General features: G+C 50.8%; 15 protein-coding genes and 1 tRNA gene. 8 read left to right on the top strand and 8 right to left on the bottom strand.

Annotated features, from left to right (window positions below):
* The first annotated feature begins 102 nt into the window (after positions 1-102).
* Positions 103-1,734 carry a malate synthase A gene (gene aceB / locus CWE07_RS12650; protein WP_111570223.1) on the top strand — a complete coding sequence of 544 codons (1,632 nt, stop codon included), beginning with the start codon at positions 103-105 and terminating at the stop codon, positions 1,732-1,734.
* 43 nt (positions 1,735-1,777) lie between these two features.
* Entirely contained in the window at positions 1,778-3,106 is a 1,329-nt protein-coding gene (gene aceA / locus CWE07_RS12645) for an isocitrate lyase (RefSeq protein ID WP_111570204.1), read from the top strand.
* Between the two features lie 76 nt (positions 3,107-3,182).
* Here the strand turns inward: aceA and CWE07_RS12640 are convergent, their stop codons facing one another.
* The 5 genes from CWE07_RS12640 to CWE07_RS12620 all read right to left on the bottom strand — a co-directional run bounded on the left by CWE07_RS12640 (position 3,183) and on the right by CWE07_RS12620 (position 7,977).
* The gene (locus CWE07_RS12640; RefSeq protein WP_111570203.1) at positions 3,183-3,794 is read right to left on the bottom strand and encodes a hypothetical protein; all 612 of its coding nucleotides are present in this window, start codon (positions 3,792-3,794) and stop codon (positions 3,183-3,185) included.
* A gap of 108 nt (positions 3,795-3,902) precedes the next feature.
* Positions 3,903-3,978, bottom strand: a tRNA-Phe gene (locus CWE07_RS12635).
* Positions 3,979-4,064: 86 nt separating this feature from the next.
* Positions 4,065-5,975, bottom strand: a complete 1,911-nt coding sequence (gene speA, locus CWE07_RS12630) for a biosynthetic arginine decarboxylase (RefSeq protein WP_111570202.1) — start codon at positions 5,973-5,975, stop codon at positions 4,065-4,067.
* Complete coding sequence (speB, locus tag CWE07_RS12625) at positions 5,972-6,892, bottom strand: agmatinase (protein WP_241974141.1); 921 nt, start codon at positions 6,890-6,892, stop codon at positions 5,972-5,974. Before speB ends, speA begins: the two co-directional genes overlap by 4 nt.
* A 71-nt stretch (positions 6,893-6,963) precedes the next feature.
* Positions 6,964-7,977, bottom strand: a complete 1,014-nt coding sequence (locus CWE07_RS12620) for an ATP-dependent 6-phosphofructokinase (RefSeq protein WP_111570201.1) — start codon at positions 7,975-7,977, stop codon at positions 6,964-6,966.
* A gap of 161 nt (positions 7,978-8,138) precedes the next feature.
* Between CWE07_RS12620 and CWE07_RS12615 the strand changes: the two genes are divergently transcribed.
* Positions 8,139-9,215 (top strand): Ldh family oxidoreductase, encoded by a 1,077-nt coding sequence (locus CWE07_RS12615; protein WP_111570200.1) that lies wholly within the window; start codon positions 8,139-8,141, stop codon positions 9,213-9,215.
* Here CWE07_RS12615 and pdxH read toward each other — a convergent pair.
* From pdxH to CWE07_RS12600, 3 genes are read right to left on the bottom strand one after another with little or no spacing between them, the layout of a single operon-like run.
* Entirely contained in the window at positions 9,204-9,848 is a 645-nt protein-coding gene (pdxH, locus tag CWE07_RS12610; protein ID WP_111570199.1) for a pyridoxamine 5'-phosphate oxidase, read from the bottom strand. The two genes, CWE07_RS12615 and pdxH, sit on opposite strands and share 12 nt — an antisense overlap.
* Positions 9,849-9,868: 20 nt before the next feature.
* Positions 9,869-10,861, bottom strand: a complete 993-nt coding sequence (locus CWE07_RS12605) for a DUF3369 domain-containing protein (protein WP_111570198.1) — start codon at positions 10,859-10,861, stop codon at positions 9,869-9,871.
* Between the two features lie 48 nt (positions 10,862-10,909).
* Complete coding sequence (locus CWE07_RS12600) at positions 10,910-12,610, bottom strand: amidohydrolase (RefSeq protein ID WP_111570221.1); 1,701 nt, start codon at positions 12,608-12,610, stop codon at positions 10,910-10,912.
* Positions 12,611-13,035: 425 nt separating this feature from the next.
* Between CWE07_RS12600 and CWE07_RS12595 the strand changes: the two genes are divergently transcribed.
* From CWE07_RS12595 to CWE07_RS12575, 5 genes are all read left to right on the top strand, one after another.
* A complete protein-coding gene (locus tag CWE07_RS12595) occupies positions 13,036-13,665 on the top strand; it encodes a LuxR C-terminal-related transcriptional regulator (RefSeq protein WP_111570197.1) in 630 nt (209 codons plus the stop codon).
* A 6-nt stretch (positions 13,666-13,671) separates the two neighbouring features.
* A complete protein-coding gene (locus tag CWE07_RS12590; RefSeq protein WP_111570196.1) occupies positions 13,672-14,193 on the top strand; it encodes a DUF1285 domain-containing protein in 522 nt (173 codons plus the stop codon).
* A 10-nt stretch (positions 14,194-14,203) separates the two neighbouring features.
* A complete protein-coding gene (locus CWE07_RS12585) occupies positions 14,204-15,715 on the top strand; it encodes a sigma-54 dependent transcriptional regulator (protein WP_111570195.1) in 1,512 nt (503 codons plus the stop codon).
* An 87-nt stretch (positions 15,716-15,802) separates the two neighbouring features.
* A complete protein-coding gene (locus CWE07_RS12580) occupies positions 15,803-16,807 on the top strand; it encodes a sensor histidine kinase (protein ID WP_181452295.1) in 1,005 nt (334 codons plus the stop codon).
* A complete protein-coding gene (locus CWE07_RS12575; protein WP_111570194.1) occupies positions 16,807-18,177 on the top strand; it encodes a sigma-54-dependent transcriptional regulator in 1,371 nt (456 codons plus the stop codon). The genes CWE07_RS12580 and CWE07_RS12575 overlap by 1 nt, the downstream gene beginning before the upstream one ends.
* The last annotated feature ends 92 nt before the right edge of the window (positions 18,178-18,269 follow it).

Below are 18,269 nucleotides of genomic sequence, written 5' to 3'. Positions count from 1 at the left end.
CGCATAATATAAGCCATAAATTTCATTAATAAAAAAATTCCATCTATGCTGTATCCAGATTAACAATCACCCAACAAAAAGGGTGCAAAAATGGACACAGCTATGACATCACATCAGGCACTAACTCAGGCTCCGATTCAGGGACTTACATTTAAGTTGCCAGACTCTGATTCAGTTCAGAGCGACGCTGCAACGCAAATTCTAACTGAACCTGCTATCGCTTTTCTAAGCGCTCTTGTGAGCCGCTTTGGCCCCGAAGTAGACACCTTATTGGCTCAGCGCGAGCGTGATCAACAAGCGTATGACAAAGGTCAGTTACCTGACTTTGACCCTGCGACCCAAGATATTCGTGACGGCGAGTGGCAGGTCGCAGACATACCTGCCGACTTACTTAAACGACGCCTTGAAATTACCGGCCCGGTTGATCGCAAGATGGTGATTAACGCACTGAATGCCGATGTTGATGTCTTTATGGCGGATTTTGAAGATGCGCAAAGCCCCACCTGGAACGGCTTAATCGAAGGCCAGCTCAATTTGCGCGATGCCAACCTTGGCACGATTTCGCACCATGACAGCGAGCGCGGTAAACACTATGAATTAAAGCCGGACCCAGCGCTGCTGATTGCGCGGGTGCGCGGCCTGCATTTACCTGAAAAGCATATAACCTGGCAGGGCAAGGCGATTCCTGGCGCGTTAATGGACTTTTCGCTGTACCTCTGGCACAACCATGTTGCCCGCGCTGAGCGTGGTACTGGTGTGTATTTCTATCTACCTAAACTACAACACAGTCGTGAGGCAGCTTGGTGGTCTGAAGTATTTACGTTTAGTGAAGATCATCTTGGCTTAGCACGCGGCACCATCCGCGCCACTGTGCTGATAGAAACCTTGCCAGCGGTGTTCCAGATGCACGAAATTTTGCATGCATTGCGCCACCATATTGTTGCCCTGAACTGCGGGCGTTGGGATTACATATTCAGCTATATCAAAACCTTACGAGCGCACGCTGAATACGTGTTGCCAGACCGCCAGGTTGTTACCATGGACAAGCCTTTCCTGAACGCATACTCGCGCCTGTTGATTGCTACCTGTCATCGACGCAAAGCACTGGCGATGGGTGGCATGGCGGCCTTCATTCCGAGTAAAGATAGCGCTGATAACGAGCAGATCTTAGCCAAAGTAAAAGCCGACAAAGAGCGGGAATTTGCCAACGGCCATGATGGCACTTGGATAGCGCACCCAGGCCTTGCCCCAACGGTGAAAGCGGTTTACCAGCAGCACCTTGGCGACGCCGACAACCAGCTCGGGCAGTTACGTGAGCAAGACGGTGAGATGACTCAAGCTGACCTACTCGCACCGTGCTCTGGTGAACGCACCGAGCAGGGTATGCGTGCCAATATCCGGGTGTCTTTGCAATACATTGCGGCGTGGTTATCGGGCAAAGGTTGCGTACCTATTTATGGGCTGATGGAAGATGCGGCAACCGCAGAGATTTCACGGACTTCGATTTGGCAGTGGATTACCCATGCCCAAAAACTTGCCGATGGGCGCACTGTGACGCGTGAGCTATTTAACCAGCTACTTGAAGAAGAAGTGGCGGTGGTGCGCGCCGAAGTGGGCGATTCGCGCTGGCAAGCAGAACGCTTTGAGCTCGCCGTGAAGCTATTTGGCGAACTTACAGTAGCCGAACAGCTCAGTGAGTTCCTGACCTTACCCGGCTACCAACAACTCGATTAACTTCGCATTACAACTATAAACTTTTGAAACAGGACTTTGAATTATGACAACTTCAGCAGATTTCCAACAAGCCGTGCGCGACCTCGAACATGAATGGGCGACGGACCCGCGCTGGGAAAATATTCAGCGTAATTACAGCGCAGAAGACGTGGTACGCTTGCGCGGCTCGGTCAAAGTCGAGCACACCCTTGCCACCCGTGGCGCGAATAAGCTATGGCGTTTAGTCAACGGCGAAGCCCAGGAAAAGTTCGGTAAGAACTATGTCAATGCCCTTGGCGCACTGACCGGTGGTCAAGCAGTACAGCAAGTCAAAGCGGGCATTCAAGCGATTTACTTGTCGGGTTGGCAGGTCGCTGCCGACAATAATACCTCGGGCACCATGTACCCTGACCAATCGTTGTACCCAGTCGATTCGGTGCCGGAAGTGGTACGTCGAATCAATAATGCCTTTACCCGCGCTGATCAAATTCAGTGGTCGAAGGGCGTACACGGCGATAACGATACGTACATTGATTACTTCGCACCCATTGTCGCCGATGCCGAAGCCGGTTTTGGTGGCGTGTTAAATGCCTATGAACTCATGCAAGGCATGATTAAAGCAGGTGCTGCCGGGGTTCACTTTGAAGACCAACTCGCGTCGGTGAAAAAATGTGGTCACATGGGTGGTAAAGTCTTGGTACCCACCCAAGAAGCGGTGCAAAAGCTGGTGGCCGCGCGTTTAGCCGCTGACGTCGCTGGCGTGCCTACCTTGATTTTGGCACGTACCGATGCGAACGCGGCAGACTTGCTGACCAATGACGTTGACCCAAATGATCAACCGTTTATTACTGGTGAACGCACGTCTGAGGGCTTCTATAAGGTGAAGCCAGGTATTCAACAGGCTATCTCGCGCGGCCTGGCCTATGCGCCGTACGCGGACTTACTGTGGTGTGAAACTGCGAAGCCAGATTTGGATGAAGCGCGTGAATTTGCCGAGGCCATTCATGCGAAATATCCGGGCAAACTGTTAGCCTACAACTGCTCGCCGTCGTTTAACTGGAAGCGCAACTTAGACGATGCCACGATTGCAAAATTCCAGCGCGAGTTAGCGTCGATGGGGTACGCGTTCCAGTTCATCACCTTAGCTGGGGTTCACAACATGTGGTACAACATGTTCCAGCTAGCCTACGACTATGCGCGTAACGACATGACTGCGTATGTGAAACTGCAACAGGAAGAATTTGCTGCAGCGGAGAAGGGCTATACCTTTGTGTCACACCAGCAAGAAGTGGGTACCGGCTACTTTGATGATCTGACCAATGTGATTCAAGGTGGTGGGTCATCGGTTACTGCACTGAAAGGCTCAACGGAAGAAGAGCAATTCGGTCACTAAGCCTGATGCATAGTATGTAACGGGCAATAAAAAAGGGCAGCGATGCCCTTTTTTTGTACCCGAACCAAACTTGGATTTAGTCTTCATAACCCCAAGGAGTAGGGGGTAGGTCAACCGGATTGGTCAGGTCAAAGTCGACCCGCATTTCGCGCCCAGGTCGGGTGAGGCGGTAGCCGAAAAACTCGTCTGGGTAGATAAACATATGCCAAGTGTTACCCACTGACTGCGGTGTGCGACGGCGAATAAAGTCTTCTTTTGAGGCTTGGTCCGCAGGAAACGATTGCGCGTTGGCCCAACCGGAATCGATAGTATGGCCGCCGTACATGGTGCCGCCGTCGATATCTTCGTCGCCATTGGCTTTACGATGATCGTGTTTAAGGGATATTCCTGAACCTGTTTTGGTTAGAATCCAGGTACGTGAATGGTTGTTACCCACATGAAATGGAATTTCTAAACGGTCTTCTTCACACACGCGTACGTGCATCACCAGGCGGTTTTGGCTGAAGGTTTCAATGCCGGTAAAGTTGTCTTCTACCACAGTGCCTTCGAATGCTTGGCCGCAATACTGGCGCAGGTTATCGAAAAATTGATCTTGTACATTGGTAGAGGTCAACACGGGGGCTGCGCTCACACTGGTGACGGTCAATAGTGAGGCGGCGGTGGCAAGCACCTTAAGGGAAGTTCGCATAATCGCTGATACCTGTTGTTTTATTGGAATAGTTTATGGGCGTTTTGATTGTGGCTTAAACCATACCATAAAACAAAAAACCCGCCAAAAGGCGGGTTTCTGTAATCATGGTGCCCAGAGGCGGAATCGAACCACCGACACGGGGATTTTCAATCCCCTGCTCTACCGACTGAGCTATCTGGGCGTGGGTGCAATTAAACGCAAAATGAGCGTGCAAGTCAAACGCTTTTTAGCACTTAGCGCGCGATTGCTCACTAAATGCCCGTTTTACTACTTTTCAGTGCGCAAATAGGTGCTACCTTCGAGGCACTTTTCATAAAAGTCGGTCCAACGAACACCCTCACGTGGCGCGATATTGCCCTTGCGGATTTGCTTATCAACGGCCTTTTTCACCACTTTCGCCATGTAGTCGGTATTATACTGCATGGTTTCAAGTACCCGCGCTGCCGAGTTGCCCGGTACGATTTCTTCAATGTAGAAATCGCCGTCGGCCTCGTCGTGGGCGAAAATGTGAACTTCAGTTAAGCGCCCAAACAAGTTGTGCATGTCGCCCATGACGTCTTGGTAAGCACCGGTCAGGAACATACCAATGTGGTAAGGCTCGTCCTTTTTCAGCTTGTGCAGCGGGATGTTTTCGCTCACTTGAGTGCCTTCAATGAACTTACTAATTTTACCGTCACTGTCACAGGTAATATCGGCAATTGATGCACGTACTGTTGGTTTCTCGTTCAAACGCGAAATAGGCACGATTGGCAATAGCTGCCCAATCGCCCAGGTATCAGCGGCTGATTGGAACACCGAGAAATTACCTAAGTATTGGCTGGCTAAGGTGTTATCGAGGTCTTCAAGTTCTTGAATCACGAAGTTGTCATGGTCAAGAGACTGATGAATCTCGGTAAGTATTTGCCAATACATGACGTCAATTTTTGCCATTTCAGGCAAATCGAGTACCCCAAGTTTAAAGGCTTCAAATGCGCTTTCTTTAAAGCTTGCGGCGTCGTTGTAGCGTTCTTGCGGGTGCAAGGTACGTTCGCCAACCAGCTCACGCATGTTACTCACCAGCACGTGCTCGCCGTCACTTGGGCTGATATCAAACTGGGTGCCCGTGGCCTTAATTTCGCCCACCACGTTGGTCACGACCATTGAGTGGTACGCGGTAATCGCACGCCCACTTTCGCTGACCAAATTAGGGTGGGGGACTTCCTCAAGATCACAAATTTGTTTCACCCCATAGACCACGTCGGCAATGTATTCGTCGGTCGAATAGTTGCGCGATGAGTCTGTGGTTGAACTGGTGCCGTCATAATCAATGCCAAGGCCGCCACCGATGTCCAGGTATTCCATGGGCACACCCATTTGCACAAGCTTGGCGTACAGGCGCGCACCTTCGGTAACCGCTTCTTTGATTTTACGAATGTCAGAAATTTGGCTACCGATATGATAATGCAGCAACTTGGCGCAGTGCAGCATGTCATGTTTTTTCAGGTATTCAATCGCATTTAAAATCTCAGCGATGCTTAAACCAAACTTAGCGCGCTCACCACTGGAGCTCGCCCATTTACCTTGGCTTTTCACCATCATTTTACTGCGCAGGCCGATCATCGGTTCGATATTCAGCTTCTGAGACAACGCAACCAGCATTTCCAGTTCAGAGAACTTCTCGACCACAACAATGATTTTGCGCCCTAAACGGCGGCCTAATAAAGCCAGAGTCAGGTAATCTTCGTCTTTGTAGCCGTTTAAAACCGTTAATGCCTCAGGGTTTTCGTTGTAAGCCATCACCGCCATCAATTCTGGCTTTGAACCGGCTTCAAGGCCGTAGTTGTAGGGTTCGCCAGCGTCAACGATTTCCTCAACCACTTCACGCATTTGGTTCACTTTAACCGGATACACACCGACATACTGGCCTTGAAAGTTGGCCTGTTGAATGGTGTTGCGGAAGGTTTCGTTTAAAATCTCAACTTGTGAACGCAGTACGTCGTGGAAACGAATAACCGCTGGAAATTGAATCCCTTCAGCAACCATTTCGTCGATGACCTCTTTCAGATCGATCTTAACGTCTGGGCGACGGTGGTCTGCGTTCACTTGAATATTGCCATTCTCGCCAATCGAGAAATAGCCGGCGCTCCAACGTTTTACACCGTAAAGTTCTTCGGCTTCGTCAATGCTCCAATGGCTCATGCGCAGCGTCCTTTTTCCATAGTCATTAATAGTTCGCGTACCACTTTGGCAGCAAATACGTCGGAATTACCCGTCGGGTCAATTTGTGGTGACAATTCAACCACATCACAGCCGACCAAATTACGCTCGCCGAGCAGCTTAATTAAGCTGATGAACGAGTGGAAATCTTCACCACCTGGTTCTGGCGTACCCGTGCCAGGTAAAAACGAGGGGTCGAAGTAATCCAGGTCTAAGGTCAAATAAATCGGTCGATCTTTGGCAATCGCAGCGACGCTCTCAAGGAAGTCTTTGCGTGATGTGCGCACGGTTTTGTGTTCGTGCATATAACGATACTCGTCCCGTGTGCCGGAGCGAATGCCATATTGAATCAACTGATGATTCGGACCAAAGTGGTCAAGCACGCGGCGAATAATCGACGCGTGTGAATAGTGATAGCCTTCAAAACCGTCGCGTAGGTCGGCATGGGCATCTAAGTGCAGCAATACTAAGTCATCATATTGCTGTAAGTATTTGACGATAGGCGCGTAAGAAATTGAGTGCTCGCCGCCCAAGGTCATGACCCGAACGTCGTTCGCAGCTAGGTCGATAGATGCGAAGATCTTATCAAAGTCATCGCTTGCATGACGCCACTGCGCTTCGACATCGGCCTTCTCGCCAAGCTCAAGGTTGCCTAGGTCATAAAAGGTGAAATCGGTCAGGTCAAAGTCCTGATACGGTGAGTACGACTCAATATCCTCAGAGATAGAGCGTAAACCATCCGGTCCATGGCGGGTGCCTTTGCGAAAACACGCCGTGCCATCAAAACCGAAACCAATTACGTGGGTGTGCCCCGGGTAAACCTGCTTGGCGACTTCAGCGCCAAAGTAGGCGCGCACAGGTTCGGTTAGTTGCACGTTGAAATCGATAGGTTGTGCCAATGTTGTTCACCTTTTATCGTCGGCTATTCATACAAATTGCGTCCCAAACTCGGTCTGAGCTGGGGGCGCAATTATGCGGATTCTTCGCCCACTTTTGAAGCAAAATTTAGCTGTTGTAAGCCGCGTTGCAAATTGACCAAACGCAGGTCCAGTGGTTTATCGCGCTCAAACGTTAAATGAATAGGAACTTCAACCACATGGCCTTGCTCTACGCCAATCATATGGCCACTAGCACCATCAATAATTGCATGGACTGCGGCTTGCCCCAACTGCATGGATAAGATTCTGTCCTGCGCATTGGGGCGTCCACCACGTTGAATATGCCCTAAAGGCGCAGCATGGCATGTCGTGCCAGTGGCTTGAGTCAGCTCTTTGGCTAACTGAGACACACCGCCGGGCCATAAGTTTTCCGATACCACCACAATATAGCTACTGTCAGGAAATGCGCTGCGCGCGCGTTTAATATTGTCGGCGATCTCGGCTAACTTAGGTTGCGGCTCAAGCTCTGGCACCAACATGCCTTCTGCTGAGCCCGCAATAGCTGCGTGCAAACCAATGAAACCAGCATGGCGGCCCATGACTTCAATCACGAATACGCGGGCCATGGCTTCTGCGGTTTCACGAATGCGGTCAATCGCTTCCATCGCGGTGTCGACCGCGGTGGTAAAGCCAATTGTGGTGTCGGTGCCGGCTAAGTCATTGTCAATGGTGCCTGGCACACCAATCACTTGGCCGTACCAATGTTGATTGAGGTGATGTGCGCCACGAAACGAACCGTCGCCGCCAATCACCACCAGTGCGCCAATGCCATGGGCATCGAGCACTTGTGCCGCAGCCTTGGCCGCACTGACTTGTTTGAATTCAGGATAGCGCGAACTTAATAAAATTGTACCGCCGCGCTGGCTGACTAAGCGCATGTCGTTGGGGTGCAGGGGCTGGTTGAGGTCTTCCACGATACCGCGAAACCCATGCCGAAAGCCGATCACTTCCATGCCGTGCTGGTAGGCAGTTAATACAATCGCCCGAATGCAGGCGTTCATACCTGGGGCGTCTCCTCCGCTGGTAATGACGGCAATTTTCTTCATCTAATGTCCTTGCGCTAATACGGTGTTACTGTTGGCATCTTGGTTTTTCGCCAAATAGCCTAACAGCTTACCCAAAGGCAGCTTGCTGACCAAGTGACAATTTAACGGTAAACTAAATTTTTCAGCATTCGGTTCGTGACTGCAGTGAATAAAGAGGTGATATGAATACATTTGCGGCCCAAGACTTAGCTACATTTGCTCAAACTGTACTAGCAAAAGCGGGGGCTCGCGACGATATCGCCGCCGCCACAGCAACTTATCTGCTTGAAGGCGATTTACTGGGTTTTTCTACCCATGGCCTAAAGCGTTTATATTTCAATGCCAAGCTGTTAGCCGATGGTAAAGCACGGGGTGACGGTGCCATTAAGATAGTGCGTGACCGCGCGGCCGTTGCAACCTGGGACGCAGCATTTTTACCTGGCCCTTATGTCGCGGCGCAGGCCGTGGAAGCGGCGTGTGCCAAAGCAAAAATAGCGGGCACTGGTAGTATTGTGGTGAAACGCGCTCAGCACGTTGCCAGCTTAGCCGCCTATTTACGTATCGCAACGGAGCAAGGGCTGCTGGTCAATTTAATCTGTTCTACTCCAGCGCAATCCAGCGTTGCCCCCTTTGGCGCGAAGCAAGCACTGTTTTCACCTAACCCCTATGCAGTGGGGGTGCCGACCAGTACAACACCGATATTAATTGATATCAGCTTATCTATGACCGCAGCAGGCAAAGTACGTCAGTTTTGGGAGCGCGGTGAAGCGCTGCCATGGCCTGCGCTCATCACCGCCACAGGTGAACTGAGCCAAGACCCATCGGTGTACATCGAAGGCGAGGGTGCTGCTATTTTACCGCTCGGTGGCCATGACTTGGGTTACAAAGGTTCAGCATTGTGTTTAATGAGTGAAATTTGGACCATGGGCTTGAGTAACTATGGCCGCAGCCAGGGCCCAGACGACGGCGAGAGCAACAGTTTGTTCGTGCAGGTGCTTGACCCCGCGGCGTTCGGTGAGCCAAGTGAGTTTATACAGCAGGCGGATGATTTGGTCGCGCGCATGCAAGCTTGCACGCCGATAGATTCAACCAAGCCAGTTCGGGTGCCAGGTCAGCGAGCGCTGCAATACCGCCAGCAGCAGTTGGCGGAAGGCGTTCAGTTAGATAGCGCGACTGTTGGGCGATTAGAGCGCGCGGCAGAGCGCTTTGACGTCGCCATGCCAAAAGCTATGCCAAAACCCATGCCGCTACGGTTGTAGGCGTGTAATCTGCCAAGCGCCACTGGTTTGGCGCTGATAGCCAAAGCGGTCATGTAAGCGAGAGGCGCGGCCTTGCCAGAATTCAACATAATCGGGGCGAATGCGAATGCCGCCCCAATGCTCTGGTAATGGAATCGTCTCAAGCTGAGTAAATTCTTGTTCACGTTGTTGATACTGTTGGTCCAAGGTCGTGCGGTCAGCGACTGCTTGGCTTTGCGCTGATGCCCAGGCCGCAATTTGACTGGCGCGCGGTCGGCTATGGAAATAAGCAGCGTTTTCTGCAGCGCTTAAAAACTCAACCTGACCTTCAAAGATGACCTGGCGCTCGAGTGGCAGCCAGCCAAAGTGCGCGCTGCATTGTGGGTTGTCGGCTAACTGCTGAGCTTTTTTACTGCGCAGGTTGGTGTAAAACACCAAACCGTCGGTGGCGAAGGACTTTAATAACACCACGCGCTGACTGACACGGCCGCGTGCGTCGGCTGTTGCCACTACCATCGCGGTGGGGTCGCTACTTAGCTGTGCCAACTTGGCAATGTCAAACCATTGTTCGAACTGTAGCATGGGGTCTTCAAGCAGGTCGTTGCGATCGAGTTGTTGGCTTAAGTAATCACGGCGAATGTCTTCTAGCTTCATAGCGAGGTGTCCTTAGCTGCTTATTCTGTATGTTGAGTACGCTGGGCGTGCTCAAAAGCGATCGCTGTATTATTCATAAATAATTCCAGTAAGTGTTGATCGCTATCAGCTAATTCGCCACTGTGTTGCTGTTTCACAATGCCTTGAATAAAAAGCAGGTAATAACGCCCATCCGTGGTGTGGTACAGACCGTAATAATCCTGCTGGTGAATTTCAAAACTTACGGGCTGCTGGCGTTGAATAAGCCGAGCGATAACCTGCTGGTCGACGTGCTTGGCTAAACCTTGCCCTTCATCATGCTGGTACTGGCCCACGCCGGCAAGCACGCGCAGGTTGGCTGCGCTCGAGCCCGCAGCGGTGACGCCGTCGATGGCACCGTCAACACTACAATATGCGGCGGTGTCTGCGTGGGTTACTATGGCAACAAGCTGCTCTAAAATACCACGGCTCAATTCTTTCACGCTCGCGGCACTAAATAATTGCGCCGATGCATTAATAATATGCTCAAGCGCACGGCGGTTGCGTTCAATACGACAAAGTTCACTGTATGCCCGTAAGCTGGAGTACATCAATGTGACCAACTTACGATAGGTGAGCTCAGTTTTCTCTTTGTAATCGTCAATCTCGTAGCGCGCAATAATCTCTTCTTCCGGTGCCTGGCCCGGCTGACCGGTGCGCAACACGATTCGAATTAATCGGTTGCGTAAGGTTTCGCGTATCCAGCGCGCGACATCCAGTCCCGCATGGTCATGTTCCATTACAACGTCGAGTAATACCAACGCAAAATCATGCTGCTGCGATAATAACTGGCGCGCTTCCTCGCCACTATAAGCAGACACAAACTCCAGGCGACGGTGGTTGAGGTGAAATTCGCTCAATGCCATTTTCGTAATGACATGAATTTCCTCGTCGTCATCGACAATCAGAATGCGAAAAGGAGGCATCGAAGTCGCATGGGAGCGGGGCGGTACATCGTTGGACGGCGCATCGTCAGCAAACAAAAAGTCATTCATAGTCAAACCGCGTTAAAAAAAGCCGATGCTGGGCATCGGCTGTAAAAATTATCGATTGCTGTGCTGGTAGACCTGCTCACCAGCGACATAGGTAGACAATACCTTAATTCGCCATAAATCTTTATTACTTATTTTAAATGGGTCACGGTCAATGACAATAAAGTCGGCGTACTTGCCTGCTTCCAAGGTGCCGGTATAACTATCGGTAAACCCTGAATAGGCAGCATCAAGGGTAAAACTACGCAAACTCTCGACCAAGGTTAATGCCTGTTCCGGATACCAACCTTCCACCGGCTGACCATTGCGATCCTGACGTGTGACGGCCGCGTGGATGCCGTAAAATGGGTTCGCCAACTCTACAGGGAAGTCCGAACCCGCCGCAATAATCGAACCGCTGTCGATAAAACTGCGCCAGGCATAAGCACCTGCGATGCGCTCGCTGCCAACGCGGTCTTCCGCCATATTCATGTCACTGGTAGCGTGGGTAGGTTGCATCGACGGAATAATGCCAAGCTCAGCAAATCGTGGAATATCTTCAACGCGCACGATTTGCGCATGCTCAATGCGGTGGCGATATTGGCCCAAGCTATCGATTGATGCGTCGTTCTCAATGATGCGGGCAAATTCGTCGAGGGCCAATTGGTTCGGGTAATCGCCAATCGCGTGATAGCTAATTTGAAAGCCAGCCTGATGAATGTCTTCAAATAGCGCGCGTACGCGCTCTGCCGGGGTGATAAGCAAGCCATAATTGTCAGGCTCGTCGCTATAAGGTTCAATTAAACGCGCGCCGCGGCTACCGAGGGCACCATCACCATACATTTTCACATTACCAATGCGAACCTTGTGGTCGTCGCTTTCATACACCCCAGCACTTAGCAGCTCGCTTAAACTTGGGTCGCTGGCTGAAATCATGGCGTTGACCCGCATGTTGAGTTCACCGCGCTCATTTAGTTGGCGATAATCGTCAAGCTGAGCGGCGCTGGCGCCCGCGTCTAACACCTGAGTTAGACCTAATTCAAGCAAGTGCTGCTGCGCCATATTAACGGCTTGCAAACGCGCTTCCTGGGTCGGTTCTGGAATATGCTGGCGCACGAGTTCCATGGCTGTATCAATTAGAATGCCCGTCGCATTGCCGTCACTGTCTCTTAAAATCTGACCGCCGTCGGGATCTGGCGTGTCTTTATCAATGCCTGCTAGTTCTAACGCATGGGTGTTAACCCAAGCGGCATGCGCATCGATGCGAACTAAGAAAACTGGACGGTCGTTAATCACCTCGTCTAAATCCTGGCGGTTGGGGTAGTCGCGGGTTGGCCAGTTGACTTGGTTCCAACCACGGCCAAGCACCCACTCTAATTCCAGATTGGCGTCCGCGTAGTTGGCAACTTTGGCGACGGTTGCTGTGCGGTTGTTAATGCCGCGTAAGTCGACTTGCACCAGGTTTTCACCTAAACCGTGAATATGGCCATGGGCGTCAATTAAGCCTGGCAGCACAATACGGCCTTGCAAGTTGACACTACGGGCATCTGGAAACTGCTGCGCCAGGTTGGCGTTGCCAGTGGCGACAATCTTCCCGTCTTCCACCACCATATGATTAAAGCTGTGCAAATCGAGAGCAGCGCCGTCTTGACCACTAAAGGTGTAGCCAGTGAAGTTATGGTACAGCTGCGCCTCGGCCTGAGCGACTGGCGATGTTAGCGCAAGCGTTGCGCACGCACTAGCAATGAGAGACCACGAAAACTTTGTATTCATAAGATTAAATTCGCTTGTAAACAATGCTTTGACTATACCCTTTTTTTCACGCAGGTGCAGTCTAGGGCTAATGAAAAATGTGTCTTCAAATGTGCCGAAATTATACAACTTGCCGTTGCGGCTTGGTCGTACTGCTTATTTGAATGTGTGAAGCTAAGGCCAACTTAGGGGAGAGTAAGTTCTGCGCATCTAAACGTTTGTGCGTAAATTTACTCAAATTTGACAAATTTCTTGCATTAGAGCAGAGAAAACTTAACATTGTTATAAGAGTTTTGTTAAAGTAATCCATAGCCCCTAACGTATCCAGCTATGCGGAACGTTAAATTAAGATTTTGCTGATGCATATAAATGCGTATAAATGCATAACGATACATCTATAGTGTGACAGCTGATAACGATAACAACAAAAGTGACGTAATTAGACCATGAAGATACTCATCCTAGATTCTCAATTTTTAACCCGCTCGGGCTTAATTCATTTATTGACCAGTTATAGTGACCGTATTGCTATTTATGAAGCAGACAGCTTTGCGGTGGCGCAAAACTACCTTAGTAGCGGCGAGCACTATGACTTGATTTTCACCGAGCTGGACCTGCCAGATGTTGATCACCGTGACGTGGTGCAGAAAATTTATCAACATGGTGCCGACAGCCACATCGTTCTATTTACCTGGCGCCAACATAGCGCAGACATTCGCCATGCACTAGTGCAAGGCGCGCGCAGTTACTTATGCAAAGGCGCAGTGGCAGAGCAGATGAAGCTTGCGATTCATGGCTTACTGCAAGGCCGCGAGTATTTGCCTGAAGATACTATGTACAGCAGTAGCTCAAATTCTGCGCGTAATGATATTGAACGTCATTTGTCTCCGCGTCAGCAAGAGATTATGCAACTGCTGGCACAAGGGCTTTCGAATAAAGAAATCGCCAATATTCTGGGGATCACTGAAGGCACTATCCGGGTTCATCTTTCCGCTATATTCAAGGCGATTAAAGTGTCGAACCGCACAGAGGCAACCTTGTGGTACTTATTACGTCAGAATAAGCTTAGCGCCTAAGTTGCTATGGTTGATATTGCCCGTTTGCAGGATAGTTTAAGCGACTATAAACGCCCACCACTTGAGCGCTGGGATCCGCCGTTTTGCGGTGACATTGATATTCGTATCAACCACAACGGCGAGTGGCTGTATCAGGACTCGGTGATAAGCCGAGCAGCATTGGTGCGTTTGTTTGCCAGCGTACTTTGGCGCCAAGACGGGGAATATTTTCTCATTACCCCAGCAGAAAAAGTGCGCATTCAAGTCGACGACTTGCCCTTCATGATAACCCAATGGAAGCGCTTGGATAACGGCCAGATCCAAGTCACCACCAATACTGACGAGCATTATATTGTATCGGCTCAATACCCATGCCTTATCGAGCAGAATTTACCAACGGTCAAGATACGTGACGGTTTTTTGGCGCGCGTGCATAGAAACGTGTATTATCAATGGGTAGTTGAGGCTGAGCCTGCCACCCATGATGAGGCAGACGGCATATATTTATCTAGCGGAAATGAGCGCTTCTGGCTCGGGTCCATGGTTTAAAGGGATATAGATGCAACATAACAAGACCATCTATGTGTGTGAACAGCATGAAACAAGTGCGCAGCGTTTAGTTGCATTGTTTCAGTTTATGGGGGAGAACCCCGTGGCTGTTGGCTTAGATGAGCTTGAAAGCAAATTAAAGCAACAGTCAGCCCCGCCATTTTGCCTCGTATGCTGTGACGACACTGCGGTGAATGTGGTGGCGCGCCAATTTCCACGCACACCTATTTTGAGAGCAGTAGGGCCTAGCGTTGAGTGCAGCAGCAATGGTCATAGCAGCCACTCCGTGCCAAATTTGGTTGGCGATATTTCCACCGATGTCACCCACACAGAGCTGACCCAGCTATTGCATTATTGTCATGAGTACCATCGCCAACGCCCGGCGCGCGACCTACGCGACCAAGAGCCGCAGCAGTATCAGTTAATGCGCTGCTTAGTCGGCCGCAGTCAAGGTATTGAAGAAGTGCGAACTTTGATTAGCCAAGTGGCTGGGACGCAAGCCAATGTGCTGATCCTTGGTGAATCGGGCACGGGTAAAGAAGTGACCGCGCGCGCTATCCACGATTTATCCCAACGTGGTGAGGGGCCCTTCGTACCTGTCAATTGCGGTGCTATACCTGCTGACTTGCTTGAAAGTGAGCTATTTGGGCATGAGAAGGGGGCATTTACTGGGGCCATCAGTACCCGCAAAGGGCGTTTTGAAATGGCTCAAGGCGGTACGTTATTTCTCGATGAAATCGGTGATATGCCGATGCCGATGCAGGTCAAGTTGCTACGTGTGCTGCAAGAGCGCGTGTTCGAACGCGTCGGTGGTGCACGGCCGATTGAAGCGGACGTGCGAATTATCGCTGCGACCCATCGCAAGCTTGATCACATGATTAAAGACGGCGTATTTCGTGAAGATTTGTATTATCGCTTGAATGTATTTCCCGTCGAAATGCCTGCGCTGCGTGAACGTCAGGAAGATATTCCACTACTGGTGACCGAGTTGCAGCGACGGCTCGAAGCGCAGCATGATATTACCCTTAAGTTTACCCATAGCGCGATTGATTCGCTTTGTGTGCACCATTGGCCAGGTAACGTACGCGAGCTGGCGAACTTGATTGAACGCATGAGCATTACGCATCCGAATGGCGTGATTGATGTACATGATTTACCGATTAAATACCGGCATGTCGATGCACCGCAGTTTGTGGCTCAATACAGTCAGGGCAGTAGCGAGATCGCTGACCAAATCACAGATAATGAAGAGCGCGATGCACTGCACGATTTATTTGCCGACGATTTTGATGTCGCGCTTGAGGATAACTTCGCCACTGTCAGCGACGCGATGCAGGCGCGCTTACCAGAAGAAGGTATCGATCTGAAAGCGCTCTTAGGCGAACTTGAATTAAGCATGATCGAGCAAGCACTTGAGCAGACCGACTGGGTCGTTGCGCGCGCCGCTGAACTCTTGAAAATGCGGCGCACAACCTTGGTCGAGAAGATGCGCAAATACGACCTGAAGCGCGATGAAAATTAGGCTTGGTCGCGCCCGAGTGTCAAAATTCAGACTCTTTGGCTGGCACACGCGTTGCATTGCTTTGCCCTCGCAAGATGGGGGACAACGATGACACAGACAATGCTTGGCAGCGAGCTACCGCTTGATGCGGTGCTGGCAGCAATGCCTAACGGTGTGGTAATGCTCGATAGCCGGGGGTTAATTAGCCATGCCAACCCGGCAGCACAACAACTTCTTGGGCAAAGCCTTGAAGGCGTGCTTTGGCGCGATGTCATCCAATCTGCGTTTGCTCCCCGTGACGATGACGGCCACGAAGTCTCGCTGGCTTCGGGCAAGCGGGTACGCCTTGATATTTCTGCATTAAGCCCGCACCCAGGGCAACTGATCGTCATTACCGATATGTCTGAAACCCGTGCATTACAGGAGCGGGTGTCGCACATGCAAAGGCTGTCGGCAATGGGGCGTATGGTGGCGTCGTTGGCGCATCAAATTCGCACACCGTTGTCCGCCGCAATGTTATATGCACAGAACTTATGTCGCGAAAGTCTACCTGCCTTACAGCGTGAAAAGTTCTCACGCAAACTCAGTGACCGTCTGTTAGACCTGGAGCAGCAAGTGAATGACATGCTGTTGTTCGCGAAAAGCGGTGAGCAGTTACCCGTGGAGCACTTGCAAGCCAACGACGTGTTACAGCGTGTGGCTGAGCAAATGGAGAGCATTAGCGAGCGCAGTCAGGTGGAGTTCAGCGTGGTGCCGTGTGAGCAACCCGTTGGCTTAGTCGGTAATATGTCCGCGCTAACCAGTGCATTGCAGAATTTAGTCGTTAACGCCTTCGAGGCCTGCCAACCAGGGCAGCGCGTGGTGTTGCACGCACAACTTGAGCAGCAACGTATATTTCTAGCTGTGAGTGATAACGGTCCAGGTATTCCTGAAGCCGACCAAGCACAAATTTTCACCCCGTTTTTTACCCGCAAATCTCAAGGCACTGGCCTGGGGTTGGCTGTGGTAAACACGGTCGCCAAAGCGCACCAAGGGGAAGTACTGCTGCGCAGTGAAGTTGGCCGTGGTACCACGATTAGCATAGTTATACCTGTTAGCGAGGAGCGCAGTTAATGTCAGATGAACGCCAAATATTGATTGTTGAGGATGACAAAAACCTGCAAGAAGCGATTGTTGATACGCTGGAGCTTGAAGGGTTTACTTGCCTGACCGCGGACAGTGCGGAGCAGGCGCTGCTGATGCTAAAAGAAGAACCTGTCGATATGGTCATTAGCGATGTGCAAATGCCAGGCCTAAGTGGCTTACAGCTATTACAGAGCATGCAGCGCCAAGGTTTGGTTATTCCAACGTTGATGATGACCGCTTACGCCAAGGTCGATGATGCTGTCATCGCCATGCGCGCCGGTGCACTGGATTACCTAAGCAAGCCTTTCTCTACCGACCGCCTGCTCGAGTTGGTGACCCGGTATTTGCCGGCCAAAGCATCGACAAAGGGCCAGCCAGTGGTTGGTGATAGTTATAGTGAGCAAATGCTCAAACTAGCTAAGCGTGTCGCTTCGACCAATGCCACGGTAATGATTACTGGGCCGAGCGGCTCAGGTAAAGAAGTGCTTTCTCAGTATATTCATCAGCAATCGAGCCGCAGCCAAGGGCCGTTTATTGCGATTAACTGCGCCGCGATCCCTGAAAATATGCTGGAAGCGACTTTATTTGGTTACGAAAAAGGGGCGTTTACAGGTGCTGTGCAAGCGACCCCAGGCAAGTTTGAATTGGCCCAAGGCGGCACCTTGCTGCTTGACGAAATTACCGAAATGGACTTGTCGTTACAGTCGAAGTTACTGCGTGTGTTGCAAGAGCGTCAGGTTGAACGCTTAGGTGGACGTAAAACGATTGATCTCGATGTGCGAGTTATCGCTACCAGTAACCGCGATTTAAAAGCGGCCGTTGCGGACGGCATATTCCGCGAAGATTTGTATTATCGACTCAATGTATTCCCATTAAGCTGGCGCCCATTACAAGAGCGCGCGGGGGATATTATTCCTCTGGCAGAGCACTTACTGGCACGGCATAGCGAGCGCGCAGGCCTGATTACACCTAGCTTTACCGACGCGGCTAAGCGCAAAATGCAAGCCTATGGCTGGCCTGGTAACGTACGCGAATTAGAGAATGTGATTCAACGCGCACTGATCTTACATGTTGATAATCAGATCGACAGTGGCGATATTTTGCTGGATGATGCATTTGAAGAAAGCACTCAACCCAGTGTGCAACCAGAGGTGTCACAGCCAGCGGTGGTGCCGCCCGATGCGGCGTCTGAGCGCCTCGGGAATGAGCTTAAACAACAGGAATTCCAAATCATTTTAGATGCGCTAAAGCGGCATCATGGCAAGCGCAAGGAAGTCGCAGAGCAACTGGGCATTAGTGCCCGTACACTACGTTATAAATTGGCACAAATGCGTGACCAAGGCATTGATATTCCGTAAAATCCCTTTGATACAATGGATGCGTTAGGTAAGCGATATAAAAATACCTATTAAGATGGCTTACTTTTTGCACAAAATGTCTTTACCAAAGT

The organism is Aliidiomarina maris, from assembly GCF_003987335.1.
GTDB lineage: Bacteria > Pseudomonadota > Gammaproteobacteria > Enterobacterales > Alteromonadaceae > Aliidiomarina > Aliidiomarina maris.
Note: the sequence above shows the minus strand (reverse complement) of the source record. Positions and strands in the feature narration are given on the sequence as shown.

What these genes read in the sequence shown, in the direction of transcription:
- pdxH (WP_111570199.1), bottom strand. Translation starts at nt 9,848, where the DNA reads ATGAAGCTAGAAGACATTCGCCGTGATTACTTAAGCCAACAACTCGAT.
- CWE07_RS12585 (WP_111570195.1), top strand. Translation starts at nt 14,204, where the DNA reads ATGCAACATAACAAGACCATCTATGTGTGTGAACAGCATGAAACAAGT.
- CWE07_RS12590 (WP_111570196.1), top strand. Translation starts at nt 13,672, where the DNA reads ATGGTTGATATTGCCCGTTTGCAGGATAGTTTAAGCGACTATAAACGC.
- CWE07_RS12580 (WP_181452295.1), top strand. Translation starts at nt 15,803, where the DNA reads ATGACACAGACAATGCTTGGCAGCGAGCTACCGCTTGATGCGGTGCTG.
- CWE07_RS12605 (WP_111570198.1), bottom strand. Translation starts at nt 10,861, where the DNA reads ATGAATGACTTTTTGTTTGCTGACGATGCGCCGTCCAACGATGTACCG.
- CWE07_RS12595 (WP_111570197.1), top strand. Translation starts at nt 13,036, where the DNA reads ATGAAGATACTCATCCTAGATTCTCAATTTTTAACCCGCTCGGGCTTA.
- aceA (WP_111570204.1), top strand. Translation starts at nt 1,778, where the DNA reads ATGACAACTTCAGCAGATTTCCAACAAGCCGTGCGCGACCTCGAACAT.
- CWE07_RS12600 (WP_111570221.1), bottom strand. Translation starts at nt 12,610, where the DNA reads ATGAATACAAAGTTTTCGTGGTCTCTCATTGCTAGTGCGTGCGCAACG.
- CWE07_RS12575 (WP_111570194.1), top strand. Translation starts at nt 16,807, where the DNA reads ATGTCAGATGAACGCCAAATATTGATTGTTGAGGATGACAAAAACCTG.
- speA (WP_111570202.1), bottom strand. Translation starts at nt 5,975, where the DNA reads ATGAGCCATTGGAGCATTGACGAAGCCGAAGAACTTTACGGTGTAAAA.
- CWE07_RS12615 (WP_111570200.1), top strand. Translation starts at nt 8,139, where the DNA reads ATGAATACATTTGCGGCCCAAGACTTAGCTACATTTGCTCAAACTGTA.
- aceB (WP_111570223.1), top strand. Translation starts at nt 103, where the DNA reads ATGACATCACATCAGGCACTAACTCAGGCTCCGATTCAGGGACTTACA.
- CWE07_RS12640 (WP_111570203.1), bottom strand. Translation starts at nt 3,794, where the DNA reads ATGCGAACTTCCCTTAAGGTGCTTGCCACCGCCGCCTCACTATTGACC.
- CWE07_RS12620 (WP_111570201.1), bottom strand. Translation starts at nt 7,977, where the DNA reads ATGAAGAAAATTGCCGTCATTACCAGCGGAGGAGACGCCCCAGGTATG.